We start from the raw sequence: 19806 nt of genomic DNA, 5'->3' as shown, positions 1-19806 counted from the left end.
ACTCTAAACAGGAAACGATATGATGACAGGAGGAATTCAAGGATTACACTTTGTAAATACAATGAGCAATGCTGGTTTAAGAGCCAAGTCAGCAGAAGCAGAATCGATTATTGCTGGTATGGGGCGAAACATTGGGAAGTTAGCACCTTTTGCCCCGTTGGCAGCCGGAAGCTTAATTCTCGCGAAGTTGGGAAATGATGCGTATGATTTCTCAAACGAGTACTCTAAAGCGATGCGAGAAGTACAAACTATTTCTCAGGCTACACAGGAAGATTGGGAAGGAATGAATAAGGCCATTATTGATCTGGCCGCGAACGGTCCCGACGATGCGATCCAGCTGGCAGAAGCCTATTACCAAATTGCTAGTGCCGGGTATGACGGCGCTGCAGGTCTTAACTTGCTGGATGTTTCGAGTAGAGCAGCTACGGCCGGTATAACCGATACGAAAACGGCTGCAGACGGTCTAACAACCATTCTCAATGCCTGGGGAAAGGATGCAACAGAAGCCGAAAAGGTGGCTGACGTTCTTTTCAAAACGGTAGAAAAGGGTAAAACCACTTTCCCGGAATTAGCTCAGAATATTGCTCAGGTGGCACCAATGGCCAGCGCAATGAAGATCTCCCTGGAAGAGATTCTGGGGGCAACAGCTTCACTGACGAAACAGGGTAATACTACCAGCATGGCCATGACTCAAATCAGACAAGCCATTATAGGTTTAAATGAGAATTTGGGTGATGGTTGGAGTGAGGCCATGACATTCCAAGAAGCTCTACAGGCTGTACGTGATATGGCTGGCGGTTCTGATACCGCCTTAAAAGACATGATGGGTAGGATTGAAGGTGTAAACGCTGTATTGGCTCTAACCGGGGATAAAGCAATAGCTGCGGCAGATGATCTTAAAACGCTGTCAGAGGCCACAGGATCCATGCAGACAGCTTATGAGACCATGATGGAAGAGGCAGACAATAAGTGGAGTCAAGTGCACAACAAGTGGCAAAGAGAGCTCTCTCAAGTTGGGGATTCGCTCAAAGTAGCTTCTTCCGGTATTGCTGATTTCTTCAACAGGATCCTTACTGATGAACAAGCTGACGTTATCGGACCAGCTTCTCAGTCAGCAATCAATAACCTTTTTTCAGACCTCAATCAGCTCGATGATAAAGAAGCCAAACTCAAGCTTATCACTGATAAGATTATCGAGTTGAAGAATGAATATGTGAGTTTAGGTCAGGAATCCGCTCAATGGGAAAAAGTACAGCCTAGTTGGTTGCAGCGTCAAGCCGAGAATTTTAATGCGGCTTTGGGATTTGGACCGGCGACATTGTCGGGACGTTATAACCAGGCAAACCTTGAGATCGTTCAAAAGGACATCGCCATTAATGAACAGGTGCGTCAAAAGCTTGAAGAGCTTTACCGTCAGGTTTTGAATTCTGCAGGTGGTTCAGGATCCGGAGGTGGTGGAGGTGATAAACCAAAACCTTGGACCGTGGGCGAAAGTCAGGCCGAAATTGAACGACTTAAAGAACAGCTGGGTACTGTATCGATCGAACAGGAGGTTGAGCTCCGGTTTAAAATTGCCGATGAGCAGGCTAAGATTGATGAGTTTTATGGAAAGGTACGTGACCGATTTAACCAGGCTATCAACGAGAGTTGGGAAACTCCGTTTAACAGAACTGTTGGGGCTGATAATTCTAACTCGGAAACAGCATCTAAGGGTAACGCCTCTAAGCTTATCGAGGATCAAACCAAAGCCTACAAAGAGCAGACTAAAGAGATCACTAAGCTGCTTAAACCGATGAAGCAGCTGACCGAAGAGCAGGAAAAACAGAAGGAAGCTGAATACGATAAGATTGACGCACAGCGTACCCAAATAGAGAATCTGGAAGAACTTGCACAAGCCATGCAGGATAGTTCTGAAATACTCGGAGCTCTGAGTTATGCAATTGGAGAGGTGGATTCTAAAGCCGGTCAAGCCGTAGGAAGATTGGCAGACATGGCACGAAATGCGAGTAATATGATTGCTTCTATCGCAGAAGATCCTACAGCTGCCATTTCATCCGGTATCGGAATTATCGGAAATATAGTAGGAATATACGCATCAGCTATTGGTAACAAGAAAGATAAACTTGCTGAACCATGGATAGAATTTGAGCATTGGGTATCGGCATCTAACCGCGAACTTGAGCGTTACATAAAGCTACGTGACGAAGCTATTGGTAGCGCACGTTACACCTTCAACGACAATCTACTTGAGGAAAATCTCAACAAGATAAAAGAAGTAGAAGAAAAATTATCAGGACTTGATTTGTCATTTACCTTTGAAGCCAGCGGAGCCGCCGTGTCTGGGAAAAAAATATATGACGATGTTGAAGAACAACGGAAGGAGTTAGAAAAGATACTTGGTGACAGCCTAACCTTCGTTGATTATGATAAGACATCGTTACCCTTCTATCTAAAGTACTCCGAAACTTATAGTTACAATCTTGAAAAGCTGTTAAAAGATAACGAGGGCAATTTCTCACTTGATAAAATCAACCAGTTAATTGATGATGGCATAGTAACAGATCAAAAGGTAATTGATGCAGTTGATTACTATGCTGAGCTACTGGATAGTTATGCAGATACGCAAGAAGCCAAAAACAAACTACTAACCGCAACTATGGCTGACAGTATTGCTGACAGCATAATCGATGGTTTTGAGAATGGTTATAATGCTGCTTCTGATTTTGCCGATAATTTCGAAGGTCTCATGCGAGATGCTATCCTGAACTCAGTCAAAGTGCAATATCTGGAAAAACCGCTTAAAGACTGGTATGAGACTTTTGCCGGCTATGTAGAATCGGACGGAGCGCTTGATGATGGTGAGGTGGCCAAATTGCAAGAAGTATACAACAGCATCGTAAATGATGCCAGCTCTATGTACGATGAGCTTTCACAGATTGCAGGATTAGACTTCTCCAAATATTCATATGGATACAGTGAATTGCAGGGTATTCAGCGAAGCATTACCGAAGAAACAGGATCCTTATTGGTTGGTCAGTTCTCATCGATGCGAGAATACCAGGTACGGGCAAACGATACGATGATGGATCAGCTGGCCATGGCAGAAGAGCAGCTGGAAGTATTGCAGGATATCCGAGAAAATACGTCATATAACCATAATCTTGATGGCATGCACGAAGAATTGAGAACCATGAACCAAACACTAAAAGCAGGATTAGGCATTTAGCTTTTTGTTTTTCACATACTCATGATGAAGGGCTGCCGAACTTTCGGTCGCCCTTTTTTAAACATTACTTAAGTTCAGAGTGTTATCAGTATAATCTTCTCATATTACCATCATGAATTTATCAGACTTCTTAAGCGCAAAAAATTTTAGATTTCTTCTGGTTTTTTTAGCCTTGGCCCTTATCACGAGATCTATTTTCTACTTAGTAGTGGAGGAACCATTCGCATATTTTTCTTTAACAATCCAACAGTATATGATAGAGGAGACTTTAGATCTAAGTGTTCCGATGGTTTTAATGACAATTTTATGGCCTATTGTATTTTCTATTTTGAATAAGATGCATAATGAAATAAAGCTGGCACCATGGCTTTTTTACATGGTTATTATTATTCATGTTATTAGTTGTTTGGTTGCTGCGATAATGGTGGGAGCTGCCGATTATGTGATGGTCTACTCAAGTTCAACTTTTGAGGTTTGGGGACCCTGGGGTATAGCCGGTCTTACGCTCTTAACCGGAGTAATATCTGTAATGATATATGCTTCTAATATCAAGCTATTCAAAGAATCTGAATCCTAGGTAATCGATATTCTTTTTATTTTTCATAATAGCCGTTATAAGGACAATTCGAGTTTGTTAAAGTGCAGGTTGTTAGATGTTTGTGTTTTGGGCTTAAAAAATACTGAATCATAAAGTATAAATTCAGCCAGTTTGACAGAAATTTAAGCTTCTTTCGGGGTGAAAACAAAGGTTCCTTTTTGCCCTCTCCGGGGTTTATTATGAGCATGGCCATAAATAAAGATGCGGTCCGGTATTCCTTCCGGGTTTGCCTTACATGATTGTTCACTGAAGGTATTGAAGTGCTGGCATTGGTGACAGTATGGATGCGGGCGTGTGGTCATAAGTTCTGGGAAAGGGACTAGTGTCCTAAAGAACTACAGGGTTCGAGTCCTCACATGACTATTTTTTTTTATTCACAATTAATTCGGTCCCGCAGTTGGGACACTTAAAATCAAAGTCTTGTTTCTCTTCCTTTGTTGGGATGAATAGCTCCCGGATATCTACATCCAGGGCCGTTGCAATTTTCTCTAGTGTTTCAACCTTGGGATTTCCATTGATTATCCTACTCAATGAAACTTGAGCGATATCCATCTTTTCGGCCAAAGATGTGACTGTATATCCTTTGCTCTTGATTACTGATTTAATATCTAACATCGTTCTATATTGTGTTATGATGCTTCAAAGTTATAAAAAATCATAAATAGTTACGTTAAAATATCATATTTAATTTGTTTGTATGATATTAAGCGTTATATTTGTTATATATAAATGATGTTAAAACGTAATAAAATGGATTTGAGACAAATAACAATATCGAAAACCAACCTGATTAAATCAATCGGAATTGGTGGTTATCTGGAAATGTTTTTGGACCATTTAAAAGCTCAGCCCGGAATTACCAAAGCCGAGGTATTTGATACTTACTACCAGGTTAGAACTGAAACCTTAAAACAATATGCACTATGAAAATCATCTTTCAATCATTAAATGTATCGATCAGTACCGAGGTTCTCTCCGGTGGGGAGCACGCTCATATAACGCAATTGGCTGAAAAGTCTAAAAGCGGTAAGGAACTCAACTCGGAAGAGAGCAGCTTTATTAAATCTATGGCCAGCAGGTCAAATCATTTTGTTTCGAATTATTAAACCTTAAAAAGTATAGAGATATGGAAAATCAAAAAAATGTAATCACATTCAAAGATGAAAATGGCGAAATAAATACGGTAACCATTGAGGGTAGTACAATTAAGTTTGGAGCTACAAAGTATTCACTAGTAGAACTTGATGATCTTTTCACAATGACTGATCCGAAAGAATTTGCCGGTGTGATTCGTGACATGATTTATTGTATTGCACAATTAACGACCGAGGCGATTAATAACAGCATAGACATTCAAGGTATGCTACCTACAGCTGGTGATATCTACTATGCAAAGTTTCTTGCTGAATCTTTTGCACGTATGGAAGTAAAATAGATTTACAGGCATTCAAAAGAGCCTCCTTCGGGAGGTTTTTTTATGCCTTAATTGCTTCAATTAGTTGTTTAACATGTTCAAACAATTCCAGCTTAATAGTAATTATTAGAAATACAATAAAAAGGACAATTGCCATGATACCTGAAATCGCGATAAAGAAGCAAAAAAGGATAACTGTTCTAAAGTTGATTTCTACATTTTCGAATGACCATTTCCAAAATCTGATTGTTGAGCTTCCCTGGCTCTGTTCTGATGTCGATTGCTTTTTTTCAGACATAATTTACGCTTTAAAAATTTGCAATCGACAAAGCCCTGCCTCGCCCTGCGAAAAAGGGAATTCCCTTTGGAATATGAAAGGACAACTTTTGAGGGTATATAGTATGTGGTGAAAATCAGAGTGTTAGCATTTGGTGCTCGATTTGGCCGTTTGAAAAACTTTACTTTGTGATTGTTTTTTCATCATTTTATCCTCGATGAAAGGATAAAAAGGTGGACACATTTTTTCCCTCATTTATGGTATTGAATCAAGATCTTTATCCCGGTACCTTTGACTTGAACATTTAAAATATTAAGTCATGGAAACAAGTAAGCGATTAACAGAGATCAGAAAAGAGTTGAACATCACCCAGGCGGAACTTGGCCGTCGGTTGGATGAGTCTATTCAATACATAAACAAGGTTGAATCCGGGGCCATACATCTTAAGCAAGCCACAATGATTATGCTCTACCACCGGCTTCGGGTCAACCTTAACTGGCTTTTAACAGGTGAGGGGGCAAGGTTCATATCCCCTCAGGACTAAAACCCTTACGCATGGTGGGACACCAGTCCCTTAATTTGGTACTTTATTGATATCTTTGAAGTTATGATCTCGGAATTGAAAAATATGAGCTTGGAGGATCTCCTGGAACACTTCTTAATAACCAGGGGAGAAGGTGAACTCTATGAGCTGGTCCCGTTGTTGATCATTGCGGCCGGTTCAGAAGATGAGATAATCAGGATCCTTACACGAATTCGCAATGAAGGGAAAACACTCAAGGCTTACTATCCGGAATTTGATACAGTGGTACCTGCAGGTGAATACATTGGCGAGATCGAAGACGGGGCCTTGTATTTGGTTTAGTTGCTAGGTGAAATATCAAACTAGCTCCTGTATGTATTGGATTGAATTCTTTAGGTTTGTTTTAATTCTGAAATAGATCTTGTCTAACTTTCGTAATTTCATTAATATATTTTGTTAATCGCGAGAAAAGTCTTCTGTATTCGTCTATATTTATTTGAAATTCTTGATTTATTTCCGTTTCATCAGCCATTGCTTTGAAATACATATTAAGTCGGTACTGTAGATTGAAAAAGTCATCATACCAGTAACTATCAGTGTCTATTACGGAGAATAGCAGATCCTTTTTTAGCGTATTATCAATGCCTGAAGTGATTATTTGATTGATAATAATACTTGTTCTTTCTAAATAAATGGTTAGTTTTTTGTATGAATGACCATATACAGACCAGTATCTTAGTTTATGCAGTCCATTTTCTTCGCTTCGTTTGCCAATACGGTATATTAACTGATCAATAGGTTTGGATTCACTATCTTTTTCATTTTGTATTATTAACTGAATCTCACTAATCGATGATGGGATGCGGTTCAACAATTGTTCATCTCTAATAGCTTTCCATTGAATTTGGTTTGCCCTGTGTTGAATCATAAAAGAGAGGTAAATTAGAATTGCCGACATAAAGCCTATTATTGGTGCGGTTATTCCGCCGATGGTGTCTCCAATCTGACCGGTTTCTGTAAAGTCAAATTTCCAATAGTGTTGACTAAGTAACCAAGGGAAAGTGACTATAAAAAGCGCTCCTAAGCAAATGATAATAATGGCCCAGCGGTTGTACTTTTTGCCTAGTTGATCGATAATTGAATTGTTCATTTGGATTAATAATCTTGGTTTTTAATTTGTGTTCCTAATTCATAAATCTTTTTCAGTAGCCCCTTCTGATGATAAACTTCAGCCCACTGCTTCTTAATTGCTTCGTCAAGCCGAATTCCATGGGTAAATTCATTTTCGAGGCCTTTTAACCTTTCATGTTCCATTTCTTGCTCTCGAATACTATCTACTAATAAGGAGCTAAAGTTCTCAATAAAAGTGATCCTGTGATAAATCTTATACAATACCCATTGACAACAAGAATGTACATTTCTTTTTCGGTGAGTAAATTTCTTGCCTGGAACAAATCTTCAAATACAATTGACGTATAGTTCAATTCCTTTGCAAAGTGTATTTTAGTAATCTTAGTAAGTCTTTTGTAAACCGCTGAGTAATGGTCCATTTGGGTCGATTTTGATTTTATCCAAAGCTATTAATATTTTGTTAACCGCGAAGCTAGTAATTATTGTAGAGCATTGTTATAGCCTAATTTCGAGAATGGATAGAAAGTCATCATAGATTTGAAATTGAATCGAAAATGAAATCAAGGCCACCAGTGACAGCTCTTGAAATCAGTTGCTTTTTCACTTCAATGTAAATTGCTTTACACATATTTAAACTATGTTTTCTAGCCAGTGCAAGAATCTTACTAATCCGTCTTACTATGACTTTCTTCGTTAAGTTAGGGATGTTTTTTTTAAGGTCATTAACTTCTTCTTCAATCAATTTCGTATCCGAAGGATGCTCTTCTAAAATCTTCAAAGTTGATTCTAAGAACTTTTGAATTATAAGTTGTCTTTCAAAATCGAAAGAATTGTAGTCGGCGTCTTCATCAATTATTTCGAAACTGTCAAAGAATTCAGTTTCATATTGTTTTAGGATTTTCTCATCTGGAGATAGGTATACAGAGTTGTAAGCTTCGATAGTATCAATCCAAGTAACAAAATATTTGATTACATTTTCTTTGTCAACCTTTGTTGTATGGGTGTCTAGTGATATAGAATTCATGGGTTTCCACTTCATCTCAAAAATTGACTTCCTATTGAATTTTGGATTTAGGATTGAAAGGAAGAAATCCGAATTTGGGTCATTATCTATAATCTTGATGTGAAGGTCTTCTTCCTTCTCGATGACAATTATATTTTGTTTTGCTACGGCGACTTTTCGAATATCACTATAGATTTCTTCAATATCTCTACATAGTTTAAGTGGAAGTTGTTTTTTGTTGACCATAAATAATAGGTATTTATCTTTGTTAAAGTTATCATTTTATGTCAAATCTGATACCTTGTCGAAGTTTTGGGATTGCTCCAATGCACAAAGCTTCAAGGTGTAGTTTTACTGTAAATCGAAGTTATGTCGGGAATTTTTATGTACGATAATCTGTTATAAAGGTAATTTTACCATTCAAAATATTGTTAAATGGTTCGTTATTAACAGTATTTTTTAGTTAAAATAGAAGCTAAGCTCGTCCTGTTGATAATGTTTATAATTATTTTCGATGGATCAAAGTTGTTAGAATTAGAATAAATAAAAATAACAAAGCACAGATATATAGACAAATAGCACAAAGCGGTAGTATTTTAGTGTTTTGAAAGTTGACAAAAAATGAGTACATTGAATAGTTAAGAGAAAGATAGATGTTGTTTTTTATGCGAAATTGTCATTAATTTGGGATTGTTGATAAAATATTTGTTTTATATTTGCACTCCACTAAAAATTATACTAAGAGAATATATATGAAAACCAATCACGGATATAAAGATTTGAATTCAATAAAATCTGTTGAAGAAATTGACTTTAGAGGAGTTATTGGTTCTATTCGTTTGCGTCTGAAACGAATTAAAATGAAATATCAATCAGAAAGCATGGTTCAAAGATTCTTGAGCCTTAAGTTTTAATATTCTCAACATCAAATGGAAAACCTGCCAATTAAGTTCCACTCTGTCTTGAGAGAAGAGATTGCACCGTTATATTTTAAAGTTAAGGATGCTATTATTGAAGCAGAAGGAACTGATCCTCTGAAGGAAACTTATATGGCTCCTTTTAATGAGCTACGTAATACTTTAGATCATATAATGAAAGGGTGTATGATGGACAGTCCTAAGGATTTGTCAAATAATTTAATGGAGGCAAAATCTCATTTAAATAGAGCAGGTTACGATGTGTATGAGATAATTGTTTCAAATATTGGTATAGATATATACGGTATAGTTAGTCAGTATAAGCCTTCGGTGATAAATACAGTCTTTCCAAAATATTATAATGAAATTCAAGCTGAGATATTAACTATCCAGCATGAGATTGATGAGATTCGTAAAAATAAAAATGTGGATGGTGATATTAATCCTGGTCCATTTGAGAGTTACGAATCGAAAAAAGAACGGCTGAAAGAGATTCATTCAATTGTTGATTCGCACGTAGCTGTTTTGGAAGAAGAAAGGAAAAGGCAGGAACGTGCAGGTTTTTGGAAAAGGATTAATCCGTACTTAGTAAGAGTATTTGGGGGCTTACTTGTAATTCTACTTGCAGACAAGCTTAATGTGTTGGATTACATATTGGCCTTCTTTGTTCGAGCAGGTAATCCTTGACGAAAATTATCTGGAGATTTTATTTGAAAGCTGGACGTAATCCGGCTTTTTTGTTTTCACATAAGATTTCAAATCGATGAAAATGTCTTCTATGTGTCCCAAGATAAAACAAAAAAGCCTTTAAGTCATTGACCTAAAGGCTTCTATTGTTTTTAAAAGTAGCGGGAGCAGGACTCGAACCTACGACCTTTGGGTTATGAGCCCAACGAGCTACCAACTGCTCCATCCCGCAATATATCTTTATTTCTTTTGAAATGTCTTCTTGAACGCGGGTGCAAATATAATACCTTTTTTTTAAACTGCAACTTCTCTCAAAAAAAATGAATAAAAAAAGGACGGCACAAGTACCGTCCTTTCGGCGTATATTAAACAACCCCTCGGAACTAGTGTCCGAAAGTCTCTTTAATCGTGTCAACAAAGTCGAGTTTTTCCCAGGTGAAAAGTTCTAACTCTTTGGTAACCTTACCACTGTATGGCGACTCGAAAGTTTTCGTAATGGTTTTTGGCTCGCGCCCCATGTGCCCATAAGCAGCCGACTCAAGGTAAATCGGGTTACGTAACTTAAGGCGCTCTTCAATTGCTGCCGGGCGAAGATCGAAAATAGCTTTCACTTTTTCCGCAATTTCTCCGTCGGTAATACCAACATTCGAACGGCCGTAGGTATTTACAAAAACACCCACCGGTTGGGCAACTCCAATGGCATAGGCAAGCTGGACAAGAATCTCGTCGGCAACACCCGCTGCTACCAGGTTTTTAGCAATGTGGCGCGATGCATAAGCTGCCGAGCGGTCAACTTTCGATGGATCTTTACCTGAGAAAGCACCACCACCGTGGGCTCCACGACCGCCGTAGGTATCAACAATAATTTTTCGTCCGGTTAATCCGGTATCGCCATGTGGCCCGCCAATAACAAATTTACCTGTTGGGTTTACGTGGTAAATAATGTCGTTGCCAAACAAAGCCTGCACTTCTTCCGACAATTGCGCTTTTACGCGTGGAATAAGAATATTGATCACATCATCCTTAATCTTTGCCAGCATGGGTTCGTCGGCATCAAACTCGTCGTGTTGTGTCGATACTACAATGGTATGCACTTTCACCGGCTCGTTCGAGTCGTTGTACTCAACCGTTACCTGCGACTTTGAGTCGGGACGCAAATAGGTCATCACCTTACCTTCGCGGCGAATAACGGCAAGCTCCTGCAAAATTTTGTGCGACAGATCGAGCGTTAACGGCATATAACTTTCGGTGTCTTTACAGGCATATCCAAACATCATTCCCTGGTCGCCCGCACCTTGTTCGGTTTTTTCTTCACGGTCAACACCGCGGTTAATGTCATCACTTTGTTCGTGAATGGCAGTTAAAACACCACACGAATCGCCATCAAAACGGTAGGCCGCTTTGGTGTAGCCAATCTGGTTAATTACGTTTCGGGTAACTTCCTGCACGTCAACATAAGCCTGCGATTTTACCTCGCCGGCAACAACAACCTGTCCGGTTGTAACCAGTGTTTCAATGGCTACTTTCGAGTTCGAATCAAAAGCCAGAATCTGGTCGAGTAATGCATCTGAAATCTGGTCGGCTACCTTATCCGGGTGGCCTTCCGATACTGATTCGCTTGTAAATAAATAATTCATAAAATCCCTTTTTAAACTGAAGTTAATCAGTACATTAAATACTAAATTTTAAAACTGCGGGATATTCGATTGATATTGAAAAATGCGATTGTTTTAGCGTTTTTTTCATGTGGTTGCAATCAATCTCAAATCTTTCCACGTAGCGGGAGCAAATGTAATAGGTTTATTTTGAATAAAAAAGCTTATTTGAAATTATTCTGAATAGTGAGGTGATTCAAAATCAAAAAAAAGTTCATGGCTACATTTCAAACAATGCTTTTATTTCCTGATAATAGCTTCTTCCGCTGGTAATTTTACTTTGGTTGTAATCGTCGATAATCAGCACAAAACGATTATTAAAGTGTTTTCTAACTTCTTTTAAAAGGTTTTTATTGATGAGGTAAGATTTGTGGACGCGAATAAAGCTGTCGGGAAGTTTTTCGGCCAGTTTTTTTAGGCTCGAATCCAAAGTATACGATTTCGAATGTTTGGTAACAACGGTAACATACTTCTCATCAGCCTGAAAGAAGGATACCTCGTCGAGTCGTACAAAAATTACACGGTCGCCAACTTTTACCGGAATGGAGGTGGCATCGTTTTTTTTGTACTCCCGGTTAAATTGGGCAATCAGATTATCCAGGTTAATTTCTGAAGTGGTTCCGTTTATTTGCCCGATTTTTTCGATTGTTTTTGCAAAACGTTCCCTGGTGAGTGGTTTTACGAGGTAATCGATACAATTGGTGTCGAAAGCCTGCAGGGCAAACTCGTCGTAAGCCGTACAAAAAATTACTTTGGGCAGGTAGTGCAGTTTTTTGAGCACTTCAAAACCATTGGTTTCGGGCATCTGAATGTCGAGAAAAACAAACTCCGGTTTTAAACGGTTGATTTTCTCAATGGCTTCATCCCCGTTTTCGGCTTCGGCAACAAGCTCAAATTTCTCCGGATATTCTCCAAGCAATGTCTGCAATCGTAATCGTGCCAAGGGTTCGTCGTCAACTATTATTGTTTTATAAGCTTGTCCGGTATTCATAATTCAAACTGATTTTTCAGCATAATAGTAAAATTTTTGTGCGCACCATTCTCCCAGTTAATAAGCGCCTGGTTGCCGTAAATTATATCCAGCTTATCGTGCAGGTTTTGCAGGCCGTAACCACTTACCGGTTCGTCCGGGAAATCGGGGCCGTTGTCAAATATCGAAAGGAGCAGATCTTTTCCTTCCTGTTTTATTTCTACACGTATTTTTCCATTGCCTTTCATTTTCGAAAGCCCGTGTTTAATGGCATTTTCTACCAGTGGCTGAATCAGGAATTTTGGAATTTGTTTTTCCACTGTACTTTCTCCGGCATTTATTTCGTAGGTCAGCCGGTTGCCAAAACGTGTTTTTTCTATTTCGAGGTATTTTTTTACCATTTCCAATTCTTCGGCAACCGACACAAAGGTTTTGTTTTCTTTGTTGATCGAGTACCTGAACAGATCAGAAAGTCCGGTGGCCATGTTTTCGGTTTTATCGGCATCGGTATGTGCCAGGCTGGCGATAGAATTTAACGAATTGTATAAAAAGTGCGGATTAATTCGCGAATGTAAAGCATGCAATTCGGCCTGGTTTTTCAGCTCTTTCATTTTCGCAATTTCAACGTCTTTTTGGTTCACCATGCTTTGGATGCGGAATTGTATGAAATTGTAGAGAACGCGCAAACTGGCAATGATTGTTATGTCTACAAGTTTAGTAAGTCTCAAATGATCAGTGATATTAAAGGTTTGTCCATATTCTCGGGAGATTGAAAAGGCAAATGGAATTGAAATTAGCCAATAACTTAAAAGAATGAATAGGAAAGTTGTAATTAATACATAAATCTGTTGCTGGTAGAAATTATTTATCCTTTTCAAAAGTAGTCGGTCAGAATAATAGATAAGAATTAGAGCAGGAACACCATAAAGTATTAATTCTACCAGATTTATAAAAAGATGATAGAATCCGTTCATGAATTCAAAAAATGGAATAGCGTTCGGCAAGCTATAAACCCCATAGATTATGGAAATACCAATTAGGGTAATTGATTGCCGCTTTAGGTAATCCCAAAAACCTTTTTGGGATGAAGAAATAGCGGGATAAGATAGTAGTAAAAGAAAAAGTAGTACTATTAATATGACAGTAACAATGATGGAAAATTTCTTGATCCATCCCTCAAATCTCAGGTTTAAATAATATAGAAAACCGTATTTTCTTACGGTGTTTTTTCTTAGTTCTTTATAGAAATCAGGTGAATATAGTTGATTAAGAAGATCTTTGTCTTTTTCCTTGAATTCAGATTCAGAGGCTTTTGATGAATCAAAAATACCGCCGTAACCAGAGCTTCCAAACCGTGGTGCGAAGAGCTTTGTTAATTGACGAATGGTATGATAATAAATTTGTTTTATTGATTCTTTGTCGCTAAAAGCTCCCTGGATTCCGAGTTCCAGGTTAACCGATATTATATTGTAACCTGAAGTTAGCTGTCTGGAATTGGATGATTGTCCACCTTCTTCCTGTAATATGGTAAGTGTGAAGTTAGGATCTTTATCTACCATTTTTATTTGAATGGTTTCAAGCAGTCCGTTTAATTCGACAATCATTTGCGTTACGATGGCCGAATCCTGATGCGTTTTTGCTCCGATTAGCTGAAAACGGATATCATCTTCAAAACGATAAGCGTTTGAGTTTTCTCCGTTGAATAATCTTTCCCTGATAATATTCCAGGAAGTTCCTTCAAATGAGTGAGAATCTTCCGCACGAACTGTATTTAGAAAAGTAATAAACGCAAGAAGGGTAAATAACAACTGTTTCATAATAGTTTGGTTTTAAAATTCAGGTCAAATAAACAGTGTTATCATTTGGTAATTCAGCTTTTTCCGATGAAGTGCTGAATTTAGGGAATATTCTGCATTTATCGGCATCGTTCCTATCCCATCAGGATAAAATCGTTCCCTTCCACATAATTCCGTTCCTGTAAAAAGGCCCTGATCTTTTCTCCGGCGCCGGTATTGGTTACCATCGACACAATAAACAGCCGCCCGTGTTGGGGAAGATCTTGGTAGAAAATGGCATCGGGTTTAGTTTTTTTTATGTCGATGTAGCCCTCGATGTTCAGCCCATGTTCTTGCAGAAAAGCACTTCGCTGGCGGGTTTTGCGCCCGGCTCCCCAAATCCAGATATTGGGGTGAAGCGGATTGTGTTGCTCCGACCACTGTTTAAAATAAAAGGCTTTGGTTTGGAAAAAAGCTTCCGTGGAATAACGCTCGTCGGTGCGGGTTAATCGGGTGGAGTAATCGTGCCACTCCAGCAGCTTTTCAGGTAGTTTCGCCAATTTTGCTCCATGGCTCAGGTAGCGCAGTTGCATTTCGTAATCCTCGGGGAAATTACCGTCGCGGCAGCCCCCGTATTTATCAAAGAGCTCGCGGCGAAAAAATATCGTCGGGTTAATTACCGGAATCTCAATAAACTGCTTTAGCTCAATTTCGTCAGTAGTGTGAAACGAGTTTGCCCAATCTACAAATCGCCGGAAGCCTTTATTTTCGGCAATGTGCGGAACGTATTCAACTTCGCAGCCCAGAAAATCAATTGACCGATTATTTTCGAGGTAGTTGTATTGTTTCTGTAGTTTTTCAGGGTGGGCCACATCATCAGCATCCATGCGGGAAATGAAACGGCCGCGGGCGTTTTTTAATCCGCAGTTCATGGCATTGGCTACACCAGCTTTACTTTCGTTTAAAATATGAATGCGCCGATCGGCTTTGGAGAGTGTTTTTGCAATTTGCAGACTAGCATCGGTGGACTTATTATTGATCAGCAGTAATTCAAAATCCCAAAAAGTTTGATCCAAAATGCTTTTTATCGCTGCTTTTAATGTTTTTTCAGCATTAAAAAAGGGGAGTACAACTGAAAGCTCAGGTTTTGTCTCACTACTCATTACTAAAATTCTCAGGTCTGATTACGGGTAAGTTGATGGAAAACGTTCTCCAGGTTTTGTTGCTTTTCAAAAAGGGTAAGCAGCGTGAGTTTATTGGCAACGGCAAACTGAAAAATGTTCTGCCGGATGTCGGCTTCAGCTCCGGCCTCAATTTCCCAGCCCAGTTCGTTTTGCGTAACGCTGTTAACGCCGGAGATTTGTAAAAGCTGATCTTCCGAAACATTTTCTCTAAATCCGGCAATTACGATTTGGTTTTGAATATTGATTCCGGCTTTTACATCCTTGATATCGCCATCGGCAACAATCTTTCCCTTGTTGATTATCAGCACGCGGTTGCACACGGCTTCCACCTCCTGCATAATGTGCGACGATAGAATTACCGTTTTCTCTTTGCTGATCTCTCGGATCAAAGTCCGGATTTCTTCCAGCTGGTTCGGGTCCAGACCGGTTGTTGGTTCATCCAGAATCAATATCGACGGATCGTGAATTAAAGCCTGTGCCAAACCCACACGCTGGCGGTAACCTTTCGACAGGGCACGTATCTTTTTGTGCTGCTCAATTCCCAACCCGGTAAGGTCGATCATTTCAGCAATGCGTTGTTTTTTGTTCTTCAGGTGGTAAAAACCGGCTGTTATCTCCAGAAATTCCTTCACATAAAGGTCGGTGTAAAGCGGATTATGCTCGGGTAAATAGCCAATTTGCTTTTTATATTCGAGGTTTTGCCCCGAAACTTTCTCCCCGTCGATCAAAATATCACCTTCATCTTGCGGAAGATAACCGGTAATAATTTTCATGGTAGTAGATTTGCCGGCTCCGTTAGGCCCCAGAAAACCAACGAGTTCGCCTTTGTTTACCGAGAAACTAATCGAATCGAGTGCTTTCTGTTTGCCAAACAATTTTGTGATATTTCTTGTTTCAACAATCATAATTAAAGAATGCAAAACAAAAATAGAGGATTCTTTTTATTTTAGAAGCATTACTTTAAATTTGCAGTTCAGCTTAACAGATTAATTGATGAAGGATCGTAATTTCAACTATATTAAAGATTTAACCCGCTATCAACGTCAAGAAACAGTAGAAGTGAACATTGGAGGAGTTCCCGTTGGTAGCAGTCAGCCCATCCGGATTCAAACAATGACCGATACCAACACCACGGATACCGATGCTACAATTGAGCAGATTATCCGCGTGGTAAAAGCCGGTGCCGACTATGTTCGTGTAACCGTAAAGGGCTTGTCGGATGCGGAAAGCCTTAAGGTTATTAAGAAAGAACTGGTTGACAGAGGGTACAATACACCGTTGATTGCTGATATCCATTTCAATCCGAAACTGGCCGAAGTTGCCGCTCAGTACGTATCGAAAGTGCGTATCAATCCGGGAAATTTCTACGACAAACGAGCACAATTCAAAAATAAAATCTATACCGACGAAGAGTACAAACAAGAGCTTGATATTATTGAAAAGCAGTTTGTGCCGTTTATAAAAATGCTGAAAGAAACCAAAACCGCCATGCGGATTGGTGCCAATCACGGATCGCTTTCCGACAGAGTAATGAGCCGCTATGGCGATACTCCGGCCGGAATTGCTGAATCGGTGATGGAATTTCTACGCATTTGTAAAAAAGAAGATTTTAACAACGTAGTGGTGTCGATAAAATCGAGCAATACACGCGTAATGGTTTACACCGTTCGTTTACTGAACTTTAAAATGCGCCTCGAGAATATGAAATTCCCGATTCATTTGGGAGTTACCGAGGCCGGCGAAGGTGAAGACGGACGTATAAAATCGGCCGTTGGAGTTGGTGCCTTGTTGAGCGACGGAATTGGCGACACCGTGCGCATTTCGTTAACCGAAGCGCCGATAAACGAAATTCCGGTGGCATTAAAACTGGTAAATCATTTTAAACGCTACCAGAATCACGAGCCGATTTCGGCACCAATGATTGCACAAACCAACCCGTTTGAATACGAGCGCCGCGATACACGTCCGGTACTCAACATGGGAGGACAAGAACTTCCGGTGGTAATTGCCGATTTGGGCGACAGAACCTTACGCGAGATGATCCCGATTCGCGGGAAACTGGTTCCTGATTATTTTATATCGGGAAATAAAATTTTGGATATCGAAGGCGAAGAATATCCGGTAATTACGCTTGAAGAGTACTTGTTTGAAAGTACTCGCTGGGGACGAATGAAATTTATCCGTACCAACAAAGCGGAATTCGACCGTTTTATGGATATGCACCCCGAGATTATCATGAAATTGAAGCAGACCCGGAAAACGGTATTGATTCTTGAAAGTTACAACGCTAACCCAATGGCCGAGTTGAGAGCATTCTTTATGTCGCTTGAAACGCACATTTGGAAAGTGCCAGTTATACTTTACCGCCGCTACAACGAAAGCCGTTTGGAGGATCTTCAGATCACTGCTTCGGCCGACCTTGGAGGTTTGCTGATTGATGGTTACGGCGATGGAATTTGCCTGTCGAACGACAACGAAAATATCACATTCACCGAGTTGAAAGATTTGAGTTTTGGCATACTGCAGGCCAGCCGCATGCGTGTTACCAAAACTGAATTTGTATCGTGCCCCGGTTGCGGACGAACCCTGTTTAACCTGCAGGAAACAACCCGTGCCGTAAAAGCACATTTTAAACATCTCGACCACCTGAAAATTGGTATTATGGGCTGCGTGGTAAACGGACCCGGCGAGATGGGCGATGTGGATTACGGTTTTGTTGGTGCCGGCAATAACAAGGTAAACCTGTACAAAGGTTTGAAGCCTATAAAACGCCACATTCCGTACGAAAATGCCGTGGAAGAACTGGAACAACTGATTCGCGAAAACGGCGACTGGAAAGATCCTGAAGATTAGTATTTAGTATTATATAATAACAAAGGATCCGATCTTTGTATAGGTCGGATCCTTTTTTTTGCCGCTTTTTCGATGGAACTGTTCTGATTTTCGTCCGGAACAACCATCAGCGTTGAACAGCTTTCTATGCCGGACGATTTACATATCATCCATTTACCCGGGGCGACGCAATTCAAAGAATTACTTTGCCCCGGGCTAAAATACAACGCACTTTCAGCGCTTTTATTAAGAGCCCCAAAGGGGCGACAGTCAATAGCCCGGTGCGACTGACGGAGTCAGGAAGCGCCGGGAAATAGAATAAAGGTGTAAATCGTCCGGCGAAGAAAGTTGGATAGAAATGGTTGGCGACACCGGACGAAATAAATCGAAAGTAACGTACTCAGTACGATTAAAGAAAACTCTGTGGGCGAAGCATCGTACTTAGTACGATTGAAGAAAACCTTTTGAGGGAAGCATCGTACTCAGTACGATCAATGAAAATGAGGGGAGAGTATTGCAAAAGCCCTGTATTTCCTATCTTTGAATAGAACTAGTGTCGTGTCAAGTCTGAAATGACGGTTAAGTTGCAGTTATTTTTTGAGTTTTACGAAATCAGAAAAAGCAAGCATAGCCATAGCTACGTGAGTCTTTTTATGGTGAGTAAAAACAAAAAAGAACAAAACTTGGGGCATTAGAGCAGGCTTGATACGACACTGCATAAAACAAAAGAATATGGCACGAACGTACTGGAAACCCGGAACAATTGTTTATCCCCTGCCCGCAGTAATGGTAAGTTGTGGCGAAAATCCTGAAGAATACAACATTATAACCATCGCCTGGACCGGCACCATTAACAGTGATCCGCCCATGTGTTATATTTCGGTTCGTCCGGGGCGCCATTCGTACGATATTATCAAACGCACCGGCGAGTTTGTTATCAACCTCACCACCGAAAAGCTGGCAAAAGCAACCGACTGGTGTGGCTGTCGCTCGGGCCGTAAGTACAATAAATGGAAGGAGATGAACCTGACTCCTGCACCTGCCAAAATGGTTAAAGCACCCATTATCGAGGAGTCGCCGGTAAACATCGAGTGCCGCGTAAAAGATATTGTTGAGCTGGGCTCGCACCACATGTTTATTTCCGAGGTGGTAAGCGTTTCAGTCGACGATACTTATATGAATGAAGAACAGGCTTTCAGTTTCTCCAAGGCAAATCCTCTGGTTTACAGTCATGGACACTATTTCGGTATGGGAAAACGTATTGGCAAGTTTGGCTGGTCGGTTGAGAAGAAAAAAACGAAAAAGAAACGAAATAAGTAAAATAAACCTTATTCTGAGAAAAACCTTAGTAGTAACGAATGTAGCAGGAACAAAACCTTATTAACCTAATTGAATGAGAAAACTATTGTTAAAGAAATAAGGTTTGGGTTATTATTTCAATCCGATTTCTACTAAGGTTGAGATTAAAGAAATAAGGTTTTCCGATAGTGGTACGGGTGAAGTATAAGCAGGATTTTGATAAAAAACGGAAGCTTGTCGTACCCTCTCTAAATGAAATAAATCATTCTTTTTAAACAATTTCCGCTCTTTTTTTGTAATCCTTTAAACTTTCTG

At 39.8% G+C, this 19806-nt stretch carries 19 protein-coding genes and 1 tRNA gene; 10 read left to right on the top strand and 10 right to left on the bottom strand.

The window, feature by feature from the left end; translation table 11 throughout:
• Positions 1 to 19: 19 nt before the first annotated feature.
• Both LH29_RS00495 and LH29_RS00490 read left to right on the top strand, forming a co-directional pair.
• Positions 20 to 3226 carry a phage tail tape measure protein gene (locus tag LH29_RS00495; RefSeq protein ID WP_045025619.1) on the top strand — a complete coding sequence of 1069 codons (3207 nt, stop codon included), beginning with the start codon at positions 20 to 22 and terminating at the stop codon, positions 3224 to 3226.
• A 112-nt stretch (positions 3227 to 3338) separates the two neighbouring features.
• Positions 3339 to 3803 carry a hypothetical protein gene (locus LH29_RS00490; protein WP_045025618.1) on the top strand — a complete coding sequence of 155 codons (465 nt, stop codon included), beginning with the start codon at positions 3339 to 3341 and terminating at the stop codon, positions 3801 to 3803.
• 381 nt (positions 3804 to 4184) lie between these two features.
• Here the strand turns inward: LH29_RS00490 and LH29_RS00480 are convergent, their stop codons facing one another.
• Positions 4185 to 4439, bottom strand: a complete 255-nt coding sequence (locus tag LH29_RS00480; protein ID WP_045025616.1) for a helix-turn-helix domain-containing protein — start codon at positions 4437 to 4439, stop codon at positions 4185 to 4187.
• Positions 4440 to 4574: 135 nt separating this feature from the next.
• Between LH29_RS00480 and LH29_RS00475 the strand changes: the two genes are divergently transcribed.
• Both LH29_RS00475 and LH29_RS00470 read left to right on the top strand, forming a co-directional pair.
• Entirely contained in the window at positions 4575 to 4751 is a 177-nt protein-coding gene (locus LH29_RS00475; RefSeq protein WP_157493515.1) for a hypothetical protein, read from the top strand.
• 199 nt (positions 4752 to 4950) lie between these two features.
• Positions 4951 to 5259: a hypothetical protein gene (locus tag LH29_RS00470; RefSeq protein WP_045025614.1), complete on the top strand. Its 309-nt coding sequence runs from the start codon at positions 4951 to 4953 to the stop codon at positions 5257 to 5259.
• A 40-nt stretch (positions 5260 to 5299) separates the two neighbouring features.
• Here the strand turns inward: LH29_RS00470 and LH29_RS00465 are convergent, their stop codons facing one another.
• The gene (locus LH29_RS00465) at positions 5300 to 5536 is read right to left on the bottom strand and encodes a hypothetical protein (protein WP_045025613.1); all 237 of its coding nucleotides are present in this window, start codon (positions 5534 to 5536) and stop codon (positions 5300 to 5302) included.
• A 298-nt stretch (positions 5537 to 5834) separates the two neighbouring features.
• Here LH29_RS00465 and LH29_RS00460 point away from each other — a divergent pair, with 298 nt between their 5' ends.
• Positions 5835 to 6059 carry a helix-turn-helix domain-containing protein gene (locus LH29_RS00460; protein WP_045025612.1) on the top strand — a complete coding sequence of 75 codons (225 nt, stop codon included), beginning with the start codon at positions 5835 to 5837 and terminating at the stop codon, positions 6057 to 6059.
• Between the two features lie 84 nt (positions 6060 to 6143).
• A complete protein-coding gene (locus LH29_RS00455) occupies positions 6144 to 6380 on the top strand; it encodes a hypothetical protein (protein ID WP_157493514.1) in 237 nt (78 codons plus the stop codon).
• Between the two features lie 61 nt (positions 6381 to 6441).
• On the opposite strand, the gene LH29_RS00450 is transcribed toward LH29_RS00455, so the two are convergent.
• A complete protein-coding gene (locus LH29_RS00450) occupies positions 6442 to 7188 on the bottom strand; it encodes a hypothetical protein (protein WP_045025610.1) in 747 nt (248 codons plus the stop codon).
• A gap of 510 nt (positions 7189 to 7698) precedes the next feature.
• Positions 7699 to 8418 (bottom strand): hypothetical protein, encoded by a 720-nt coding sequence (locus LH29_RS00445; protein ID WP_045025609.1) that lies wholly within the window; start codon positions 8416 to 8418, stop codon positions 7699 to 7701.
• A gap of 506 nt (positions 8419 to 8924) precedes the next feature.
• On the opposite strand from LH29_RS00445, the gene LH29_RS24480 reads away from it, so the two are divergent.
• Together LH29_RS24480 and LH29_RS00440 are read left to right on the top strand one after the other, a co-directional pair.
• On the top strand, positions 8925 to 9086 hold the full coding sequence (locus LH29_RS24480) for a hypothetical protein (RefSeq protein WP_157493513.1): 162 nt from the start codon (positions 8925 to 8927) through the stop codon (positions 9084 to 9086).
• 15 nt (positions 9087 to 9101) lie between these two features.
• On the top strand, positions 9102 to 9776 hold the full coding sequence (locus LH29_RS00440; protein ID WP_045025608.1) for a hypothetical protein: 675 nt from the start codon (positions 9102 to 9104) through the stop codon (positions 9774 to 9776).
• A gap of 159 nt (positions 9777 to 9935) precedes the next feature.
• Here LH29_RS00440 and LH29_RS00435 read toward each other — a convergent pair.
• From LH29_RS00435 to gldA, 6 genes are all read right to left on the bottom strand, one after another.
• Positions 9936 to 10008: transfer RNA gene (locus LH29_RS00435), tRNA-Met, on the bottom strand.
• Positions 10009 to 10159: 151 nt separating this feature from the next.
• Positions 10160 to 11413, bottom strand: coding sequence for a methionine adenosyltransferase (gene metK / locus LH29_RS00430; protein WP_045025607.1), 1254 nt, complete (start codon positions 11411 to 11413; stop codon positions 10160 to 10162).
• Positions 11414 to 11651: 238 nt separating this feature from the next.
• The gene (locus LH29_RS00425) at positions 11652 to 12422 is read right to left on the bottom strand and encodes a LytR/AlgR family response regulator transcription factor (protein WP_045025606.1); all 771 of its coding nucleotides are present in this window, start codon (positions 12420 to 12422) and stop codon (positions 11652 to 11654) included.
• Complete coding sequence (locus tag LH29_RS23480) at positions 12419 to 14218, bottom strand: sensor histidine kinase (RefSeq protein WP_052670478.1); 1800 nt, start codon at positions 14216 to 14218, stop codon at positions 12419 to 12421. Before LH29_RS23480 ends, LH29_RS00425 begins: the two co-directional genes overlap by 4 nt.
• A gap of 113 nt (positions 14219 to 14331) precedes the next feature.
• Complete coding sequence (locus LH29_RS00415; RefSeq protein WP_052670476.1) at positions 14332 to 15339, bottom strand: glycosyltransferase family 2 protein; 1008 nt, start codon at positions 15337 to 15339, stop codon at positions 14332 to 14334.
• An 11-nt stretch (positions 15340 to 15350) separates the two neighbouring features.
• Positions 15351 to 16265 (bottom strand): gliding motility-associated ABC transporter ATP-binding subunit GldA, encoded by a 915-nt coding sequence (gene gldA / locus LH29_RS00410; protein WP_045025605.1) that lies wholly within the window; start codon positions 16263 to 16265, stop codon positions 15351 to 15353.
• An 88-nt stretch (positions 16266 to 16353) separates the two neighbouring features.
• Between gldA and ispG the strand changes: the two genes are divergently transcribed.
• Positions 16354 to 18213 carry a (E)-4-hydroxy-3-methylbut-2-enyl-diphosphate synthase gene (ispG, locus tag LH29_RS00405; RefSeq protein ID WP_045025604.1) on the top strand — a complete coding sequence of 620 codons (1860 nt, stop codon included), beginning with the start codon at positions 16354 to 16356 and terminating at the stop codon, positions 18211 to 18213.
• 711 nt (positions 18214 to 18924) lie between these two features.
• Positions 18925 to 19512, top strand: a complete 588-nt coding sequence (locus LH29_RS00400) for a flavin reductase family protein (RefSeq protein WP_045025603.1) — start codon at positions 18925 to 18927, stop codon at positions 19510 to 19512.
• Positions 19513 to 19806: the final 294 nt, after the last annotated feature.

This window comes from Draconibacterium sediminis, assembly GCF_000949475.1.
Classification (GTDB): domain Bacteria; phylum Bacteroidota; class Bacteroidia; order Bacteroidales; family Prolixibacteraceae; genus Draconibacterium; species Draconibacterium sediminis.
The sequence above is the reverse complement of the archived record's forward strand: the minus strand, read 5'-3'. Positions and strand labels throughout refer to the sequence as shown.

Excerpts from the sequence above, each read along its gene's own strand:
- LH29_RS00475 (WP_157493515.1), top strand. The coding sequence starts at position 4,575 with ATGGATTTGAGACAAATAACAATATCGAAAACCAACCTGATTAAATCA.
- LH29_RS00400 (WP_045025603.1), top strand. The coding sequence starts at position 18,925 with ATGGCACGAACGTACTGGAAACCCGGAACAATTGTTTATCCCCTGCCC.
- LH29_RS00480 (WP_045025616.1), bottom strand. The coding sequence starts at position 4,439 with ATGTTAGATATTAAATCAGTAATCAAGAGCAAAGGATATACAGTCACA.
- LH29_RS00470 (WP_045025614.1), top strand. The coding sequence starts at position 4,951 with ATGGAAAATCAAAAAAATGTAATCACATTCAAAGATGAAAATGGCGAA.
- gldA (WP_045025605.1), bottom strand. The coding sequence starts at position 16,265 with ATGATTGTTGAAACAAGAAATATCACAAAATTGTTTGGCAAACAGAAA.
- LH29_RS00450 (WP_045025610.1), bottom strand. The coding sequence starts at position 7,188 with ATGAACAATTCAATTATCGATCAACTAGGCAAAAAGTACAACCGCTGG.
- LH29_RS00440 (WP_045025608.1), top strand. The coding sequence starts at position 9,102 with ATGGAAAACCTGCCAATTAAGTTCCACTCTGTCTTGAGAGAAGAGATT.
- LH29_RS24480 (WP_157493513.1), top strand. The coding sequence starts at position 8,925 with ATGAAAACCAATCACGGATATAAAGATTTGAATTCAATAAAATCTGTT.
- LH29_RS00455 (WP_157493514.1), top strand. The coding sequence starts at position 6,144 with ATGAGCTTGGAGGATCTCCTGGAACACTTCTTAATAACCAGGGGAGAA.
- LH29_RS00460 (WP_045025612.1), top strand. The coding sequence starts at position 5,835 with ATGGAAACAAGTAAGCGATTAACAGAGATCAGAAAAGAGTTGAACATC.
- LH29_RS00415 (WP_052670476.1), bottom strand. The coding sequence starts at position 15,339 with ATGAGTAGTGAGACAAAACCTGAGCTTTCAGTTGTACTCCCCTTTTTT.
- LH29_RS23480 (WP_052670478.1), bottom strand. The coding sequence starts at position 14,218 with ATGAAACAGTTGTTATTTACCCTTCTTGCGTTTATTACTTTTCTAAAT.
- LH29_RS00495 (WP_045025619.1), top strand. The coding sequence starts at position 20 with ATGATGACAGGAGGAATTCAAGGATTACACTTTGTAAATACAATGAGC.
- LH29_RS00445 (WP_045025609.1), bottom strand. The coding sequence starts at position 8,418 with ATGGTCAACAAAAAACAACTTCCACTTAAACTATGTAGAGATATTGAA.
- LH29_RS00465 (WP_045025613.1), bottom strand. The coding sequence starts at position 5,536 with ATGTCTGAAAAAAAGCAATCGACATCAGAACAGAGCCAGGGAAGCTCA.
- ispG (WP_045025604.1), top strand. The coding sequence starts at position 16,354 with ATGAAGGATCGTAATTTCAACTATATTAAAGATTTAACCCGCTATCAA.
- LH29_RS00425 (WP_045025606.1), bottom strand. The coding sequence starts at position 12,422 with ATGAATACCGGACAAGCTTATAAAACAATAATAGTTGACGACGAACCC.
- metK (WP_045025607.1), bottom strand. The coding sequence starts at position 11,413 with ATGAATTATTTATTTACAAGCGAATCAGTATCGGAAGGCCACCCGGAT.
- LH29_RS00490 (WP_045025618.1), top strand. The coding sequence starts at position 3,339 with ATGAATTTATCAGACTTCTTAAGCGCAAAAAATTTTAGATTTCTTCTG.